Source organism: Nostoc sp. (genome assembly GCF_036917575.1).
Taxonomy (GTDB): domain Bacteria; phylum Cyanobacteriota; class Cyanobacteriia; order Cyanobacteriales; family Nostocaceae; genus Nostoc.
Map to the genome: position 1 here is coordinate 1 of NZ_JBALDC010000023.1, position 7,434 is coordinate 7,434.

Sequence of the window (7,434 nt, forward strand, 5' to 3'; positions counted from 1 at the left end):
GCTGCAATGAATCAATTTAAACCCTCTTATGCTTCTGGATGATTTAGCTCCTAAACTACTTGCTTATTCCGGAAAGTGACAGAAGAGGGATATCTTCAAATTATAAAAAAGGAAAAATTTCTTGTGGAGCATCGGAAAGAATGCTTGCAAGTTGATGTCTTCCCTAATTATTGTAAGGGTGTGTAAGACTGAATTATTATTGCTAGAAACATTGTATATGACTTTGGCAACTATGCTCCATCCCACGCATAGGTGATAAGCCTAGCGAAATTTTACCTTTAAGTCTCCAGCAACTGCGTAGGCGTAGCCCGTCGTAGATATCGCCATACCTATTAGTAAAAGTTTGCACAAGTTTTCTTCAGCCTTTAACATTATGTCTGCTTAATTACTTGTTAACTTATTAAAACTTTATATAAGGATATCCAAGTTTTCCCGGCTTAGATATCCACTAGCAACATAACCTACATTTAATAGATTGTTATCTGTATTATAATTAATAGTTTTTATTTTTAAATGCTTCTTAGGACAGTTATAAATTCGTCCTTAAGTTGGATGTCAAAATTAGATATATATTTTGATTCAATTTCCAAAGCATATTGAATTCAAATTTTTGTATAATGGAATGCTCTTTGCTAATTATACCTTCTTAAACAATTAGTTATTAGAAAAATTTGTCTGATTTTTACCTCAAGCTTTCATCCAAACAGAATTCAAGAGTGAATCAGAATTTAGTTGGATATTCTGCACTACTGGCGGATAGCGCAGCAGTAACGGATCTGCGTACCCTTACAGGGAAGCAAGCTACGCGCAAGCAATTGCACCAAAGCGTATAAGCTATGTACAGGTGCGTTACATTGCGTTAACGCACCAGACTTTTTAAGAGAAGTTAGCAATGCTAGACTTTTCTAAATTCGCTACTAATTTAACTCCAAATTCTTCCTCAAACACTCCTTTTTTATAATCTAAACTCCAAAGTTCTAAAGCGCAATCATCATCTGATTGGGATGGAAAAATTAGCATATTAACCTGCCTAAGCTGTGAATAATACTCACATTGCATTTGAGAGATCGCACCAATTTGTCGTCTATCTAATGCCACTGCTAATCTTAGAATTGCACTTAATTGACTAACAATTTGTCGCTGTTGTTTAGTCAGCAAATTTTGGTAGCTTTCATGTTTTTTCTTGGGCGGCGATTTGCGATGATAACGCGCTATATTGGCAATAATTTCAATCTCGGTTTCTGTATAGCCGAGTAATTCTCCATTGCGAATTAAATAGTAAGAGTGCTTGTGGTGAGACGAATGGCTAATATAATGACCGCAATTGTGTAATATGGCCGCTGCCCACAGCATTTGTCGCTCATCAGTTCCCCAGTGGTGTAACGTACCTTGAGTTTGGTCAAATAAACTCTCGGCAAACTTTGCCACGCGATCGCTGTATTCTAAATTGATGTGGTATTTATCCGCCAGCTTGAGAACATTTCGTTCCCGAACTGAACTTTGGTAGCGTAGCTTATCTTCAATCAAACCGTGGGTTAACATCCAGTCTACGATTACGCCTTCCCTCAGAGAACGCTCACAAACTGTTACTGATTCACTACCCAAAAGGGTCATTGCTTCCTGTAATATGACTGCGCCAGCGAGGATAACTTCAGGGCGCTTCTCTGGCATACCCGGAATCTCAGCTTTTTCGGAATTACTCAGTTTCCGCAAGCGATTTACCAACTCTTGCAAGTCTTTAAAATTAAATTGGTAGCCATTGAGAGTAGAAGGAATAACACCGGACTTTTCCCGTGCATGAATCATCGCCAGGGTTTCAATTGTGCCCGCCGTACCCACCAAACGCGGAGATTCTCCAAACTCTAGGTTTGCTAAGATTTCTTCTACAGAACGTTCCAACATCCCGCGTGCAAAAGCTTGCAGATACTGGAACTCAGTGTTGTTAATGGGGTCAGTAGTGATTAATTCGCTAGTGAGTCGCACTGCACCAACTTTCGTACTGGTGAGAATGCGGGCTTGCTGACTATCGCCTAAAATCAATTCTGTAGAACCACCGCCAATATCAATAATGGTATGAGGCTGGTTGTTAAATTCCATCCCCGACAGCACACCAAGATAGATTCGCCGCGCTTCTTCTTGACCAGAAATCAAGTTAACGCTTAAACCCAACTCCGTTTCTATTGTGTGCAAAAAATCTTTACCATTGGGGGCTTCTCGCACAGCACTAGTTGCCACAGCAATGATAGTTTCAGCGTTGATCGTTTTGGCAACTTCTTGGAAGCGTCCTAAAGCCGCGATCGCCTTTTTAATGATCTCTGGTTTGAGTTCTCCAGTGGTAAGATGGCGATCGCCAAGCCTCACGGTTTCTTTTTCTCTGGCAATAATGCTAAAAGCTGGTAGTGTAGGGTCAATCTTGACTACTACCATGTGTAGAGAATTTGTTCCCAGGTCAATGGCAGCAATAATCCGATGTTGCTTAGATGGTTGAGTTGGAACACTCTCCCAGCTAGAAACTAAATCCAGCATCTAGTTTTCTCTCTTTATTAAGAAATGATGGCAAACGGTGATATGTCGGGGTAGCTAGCACTGATATTTATGACAACACACTTGCTTAGGCTGAGTGCTGTTAGTAGATAGCTAGGGTTTAGCCCATATTGAGTAAATTAAAAAATACTCAGCCTGAGCAGTTCAGTTTAATCGAGAGTAACTGAGCTATGTATATTTACCCTACTACTTATAACCTCAGTGACTATTTAAAGATATTTAAAGTTGCCACTTTCAGTTATGTTTTTACAAATAACAAATAACGTTATTCTATAGATGTAAAGAAGTGTGAATTAGGGAATAGGAGTAAAAAAGCAAGGAATAGAAATAACTAATTCCCAATCCCCAGTTCCCAGTCCCCAATCCCCCATCAATCCTATGTTAACGACGCCAGAACGTCCCCAGGAACCAATTTGGCTTGTAATTATCCGGCTTTTACGCTGGCATAAACCAGAAGGGCGGTTAATTTTGATGATTCCTGCCCTTTGGGCTGTGTTTTTGGCAGCTTCAGGGAAACCGCCTTTACCTCTAGTTGGTGTGATTATATTGGGTACTTTGGCTACGAGTGCGACTGGATGTGTTGTCAATGATTTGTGGGATCGGAATATCGATCCACAAGTGGAGAGAACACGCGATCGCCCCCTCGCTTCTCGTGCCTTATCTGTGAAAGTTGGGATTGTAGTCGCGATCGTATCTTTAGCTTGTGCAGCAATCTTGGCTTTTTATCTTAACCCCGTGAGTTTCTGGTTATGCGTGGCAGCAGTGCCTGTAATTTTGCTTTATCCAGGCGCAAAGCGGGTGTTTCCGATACCGCAACTAGTGCTTTCCATCGCTTGGGGTTTTGGAGTATTGATTAGCTGGAGTGCGGTAACGCAAAATCTTTCTCAAGCAACTTGGTTACTTTGGGGCGCAACTGTACTGTGGACATTGGGATTTGATACAGTTTACGCCATGAGCGACAAAGAAGACGATCGCCGCATTGGTGTTAATTCTAGCGCTCTATTTTTTGGTAATTATGCTCCTCTAGCCATTGGAATTTTCTTTGCTGGCACAATCTTGTTGTTGTCTTGGTTAGGCGTAGTTATACATCTGCACTTAGCCTTCTGGATTAGCCTTGCAATTGCTACTATGGGATGGGTTTGGCAGTCTCTGCGATTAAGAAAGCGACACTTACCTAATTCTGCTTATGGTAAGATGTTCCAGCAAAACGTGTGGATTGGTTTTATTTTACTTGCTGGGATGATTGCTGGATCTTTATAAGGAGGTAGGAGGCTTTTCCAATTTTTGCACATCTGCGCTAATCATAAGTGGTTAACTTTAGGTGGTTAGGAGTGAGATTCTTATTGAATTAGGCATTAAAAATTTCCCATGCTATTTGATGCGTTTAAAAATCGCAAATCTCCTAAAATCGAATTCATCAAAACTAACCTAACCTGGCGCGTAGCATGGGGAACAGTTGATGTAAATTATGAAAATATAGCTTGGCGAGATGAAAAAATTTCTGTAATTTTACCACGCACAACTTCGGAATTTCCGATGGAGAAATTAGCAGTCAGTTCTAGAGGACGATTTGTTGTTGTTGGTGATGTTTGGTTAACTAACCGAGTGCAGTTGCTGCAAAAGTTGGGAATTGAACCGGATAGCTTTCAAGGAAGTTCTCTGCAACTGGTGGCTAATCTTTGGGAACAATGGGGTAATGAAAGTCTTAGCCAACTTATCGGGATGTTTGCGCTAGTTATTTGGGATAGAGACAAACAGGTGTTGAGGTTGGTTCGCGATCGCATCGGTGTTCATACTCTCTATTACACTACCACTGGTTCAGTTCGTTGGATTGCGCCTCAACTAAGAACTTTAGCACCTCATCGTTCATCCGATTTAGATTTAGTGGCGTTGCGAGATTATCTTTGTTGTGCCTTTGTTCCCGGAGAACGAACCCTTTGGGAACAAGTGCGGGAACTGCGACCTGGAGGCTCTGTCACCAATCAAGATGCATTGTGTGCTTATTTAATTTCTTTTCAAAAGTGTGCTGTTGACTTACCGCAACTTTTAAAACCAGAAGTCTGGACAGCAGTACAAACAGCACCTTGGGTTTTTGCAGAAGATTTATATTCTCAAGCCAGCTATCTGAATCGTTTGATGGCAATGAATATCAAATTTAAAGGCGCTGACCAAATTCTGACCAAAGTCAGTAACTTGACTCAAGCTGTTCTTTTGCAAGGTCGTTCTCCTCTGTTTGACCAACGAATAGTAGACTTAAGTATGGAAATACCACCAGAGTATAAGCTTTCTGGAGTAGAAGAAAAAGCAGTTTTAAAGCAAGCGATTACCTACAGTACGTCTTTGGCGAGCGCAGATATTTTACCAGACAAAATTATTCATCGTCCCAAAAGTGGGATGATGGGACCGGTGCAGTTAGGATTTCGGAAATATTGGCAGCGAGAAGCCAAAGATTTATTGCTCAATCAAAATGCATATATTACTCCTTACTTGAACAAATTACCAATTCGTAGTTGGTTAAACTATCAAGGAGATACTTGGAGTCGTTATGGAGTCAAGCTGTGGTTGCTTGCTAGTTTAGAAATTTGGTTACAAGTAAATCAAAAAGTGCAGTAATGAAAGCAACAAAAGGATACGCTATTGAGATTACTTATGCTAATTTTGAATTTGGAGTAAGCAACATGATTCTTGTTGTATGAATATTTCCTGACTTATGTCAGCATTTTTTGTTTTAAAAACCACTGAAAAAACGTATTTTCAAGTGATTGCCAATTTTTTGGTAATTTATTTTTGATTATTTACTGAGCTAATCTCTGTTTGCGGTGTACTCTCAATATACGGTAACTACTACACTCAACCTTTGAGATCAATTACACCCAGAGGTGAATACCATGAAAAATTATACTCAACAACAGGAATTTATTTTAAGTCAAATCACAAATAAATATTTTCAGCGTCGGGATTTCAGTGGATGTGACTTGAGAGGAATCGACCTGAAAGGAATTGATTTAAGTGGTATTAATTTAATTGGAGCAGATTTGCGTGATGCAAATTTATCTGGCTGTGTTCTGACTCGTGCTAATTTAAGTGGCGCAAATTTAATGCAAGCTAGCTTACGTGAAGCTAATTTGTATGAAGCATCTTTATGTGAAGCCAATTTGACTAATGCTAATTTAACACAAGCAAATTTGTGCGGAACATTCTTATGGCGAGTGAAATTCATAGGTAGTAACCTTTGGGGTACTTCTTTATGTGATGTGGATTTGAGAGAAGCAGACTTAAGTGAAGCCAAATTAATTGAAGCATCGCTGATTGAAGCTAACTTAAGTTTTGCAAATCTCACACGAGCCAAGCTATGTGGAGCAAAATTACTAGAAGCGAATTTGACTGAGGCTAACTTAACCGGTGCAGACTTGACATGGGCAAATTTAACTAAAGCAAACTTGAATAAGGCAAACCTTTGGAAAACAAATTTGATTTATGCGAAGTTGCGAGATACTATCATGCCTGATGGTACAGTTGAGCAACCTCAGATAGTTATTTATTAGCTAGAGGTAGCTTTGCCAAAGTGAGATAATCCTTTGATTTCGTTTCCATGCAGAGCATGGAAACGAAATGTAGTATAATTCAGAATTCAAAAGTCAGAATAAATAAGCTTGAAACCCAATACTTATCGTGTTTTGGGGAAGAGGAAAGGGAAAGAAAAAACCTTATAACCCTTATCCTTTTCCCAAAACTCAATTCTAAATTAAAAATGCTTAACCGAGAAATCTTGAAGCCTTAGTTAATACAACTTCACCATTAATTATAAATCTTCTTTATATGATAAGTAATTTTTAAGCTGTAGTTAATACAGCTTCTTCTGTAATTATGAATGCTCAAGGCGTAGTTAACACAGTTTCTTCTGTAGTTATGAATGCTCAAGCTGTAGTTAACAGAGCTTCTTTTGTAGTTAGGAATGCTCAAACTGTAATTAAAATTAGATATAGCCGTTTCAATTCCAATGCGGTACAGCTTTATACCGAGGAGTGTAGGGTACGGCACTGCCCATTGGTGTCAACTTAAGAAGATGTAGAACCTCAAAGTTCACTCGCTGACCGATAAGAAATAAACACAGGAGAAAATCATGGTTAGTTCATCATTCAACCTGCTGAACCTCTCTACTTTGAATGGCACTAATGGCTTTATAATCAACGGCATTGTAGAAAATGACTTATCAGGCAACTCAGTCAGCAATGCAGGGGACATCAACAACGATGGCATTGACGACCTGATTATTAACGCACGATATGCCGACCATAACGGCAAATTTAATGCTGGGCAAAGCTATGTAGTGTTTGGGGGAAGGAATCTGGGAAGTGGCGGCACCCTCAACCTTTCTGATTTGAATGGTACTAATGGCTTTATAATTAACGGCATTGCAGCAGATAGCTACTCAGGCGGCTCAGTTAGCAATGCGGGGGACATCAACAACGATGGCATTGACGACCTGATTATTGGGGCAACTGGTGCCGACGCCAACGGCAAATCTGATGCTGGGCAAAGCTATGTAGTATTTGGGGGAAGGAATCTGGGCAGTGGCGGTATCCTTAACCTCTCTGATTTGAATGGCACTAATGGCTTTATAATTAACGGCATTGCAGTAAATGACTTATCAAGCTACTCAGTCAGCAATGCGGGGGACATCAACAACGATGGCATTGACGACCTGATTATTGGCGCACCGGGTGCAAAGAGCAACAAAGGCAGCGAGCGTACTGGGCAAAGCTATATAGTGTTTGGGGGAAGGAATCTGGGAAGTGGCGGCACCCTCAACCTCTCTTCCCTAGATGGCACTAATGGCTTTTTGATTAACGGCATAGCAGCAAATGACTCTTCAGGCAGCTCAGTCAG

General features: G+C 40.2%; 5 protein-coding genes. 4 read left to right on the forward strand and 1 reads right to left on the reverse strand.

Going from position 1 to position 7,434, the window contains the following annotated elements; translation table 11 throughout:
• Positions 1–876 precede the first annotated feature (876 nt).
• Complete coding sequence (locus V7K79_RS05515) at positions 877–2,526, reverse strand: Ppx/GppA phosphatase family protein (protein ID WP_335045456.1); 1,650 nt, start codon at positions 2,524–2,526, stop codon at positions 877–879.
• A 396-nt stretch (positions 2,527–2,922) separates the two neighbouring features.
• Between V7K79_RS05515 and V7K79_RS05520 the strand changes: the two genes are divergently transcribed.
• The 4 genes from V7K79_RS05520 to V7K79_RS05535 all read left to right on the forward strand — a co-directional run.
• Entirely contained in the window at positions 2,923–3,804 is an 882-nt protein-coding gene (locus tag V7K79_RS05520; RefSeq protein ID WP_335045458.1) for a 4-hydroxybenzoate solanesyltransferase, read from the forward strand.
• A gap of 108 nt (positions 3,805–3,912) precedes the next feature.
• Positions 3,913–5,157 carry an asparagine synthase-related protein gene (locus V7K79_RS05525; RefSeq protein ID WP_335045460.1) on the forward strand — a complete coding sequence of 415 codons (1,245 nt, stop codon included), beginning with the start codon at positions 3,913–3,915 and terminating at the stop codon, positions 5,155–5,157.
• 275 nt (positions 5,158–5,432) lie between these two features.
• Positions 5,433–6,089, forward strand: coding sequence for a pentapeptide repeat-containing protein (locus tag V7K79_RS05530; protein WP_335045462.1), 657 nt, complete (start codon positions 5,433–5,435; stop codon positions 6,087–6,089).
• Between the two features lie 578 nt (positions 6,090–6,667).
• The coding region (locus V7K79_RS05535; RefSeq protein ID WP_335045464.1) for an integrin alpha at positions 6,668–7,434 on the forward strand (767 nt) is incomplete at its 3' end.

Coding starts and splice junctions, on each gene's coding strand:
- V7K79_RS05520 (WP_335045458.1), top strand. CDS start 2,923: ATGTTAACGACGCCAGAACGTCCCCAGGAACCAATTTGGCTTGTAATT.
- V7K79_RS05525 (WP_335045460.1), top strand. CDS start 3,913: ATGCTATTTGATGCGTTTAAAAATCGCAAATCTCCTAAAATCGAATTC.
- V7K79_RS05530 (WP_335045462.1), top strand. CDS start 5,433: ATGAAAAATTATACTCAACAACAGGAATTTATTTTAAGTCAAATCACA.
- V7K79_RS05515 (WP_335045456.1), bottom strand. CDS start 2,526: ATGCTGGATTTAGTTTCTAGCTGGGAGAGTGTTCCAACTCAACCATCT.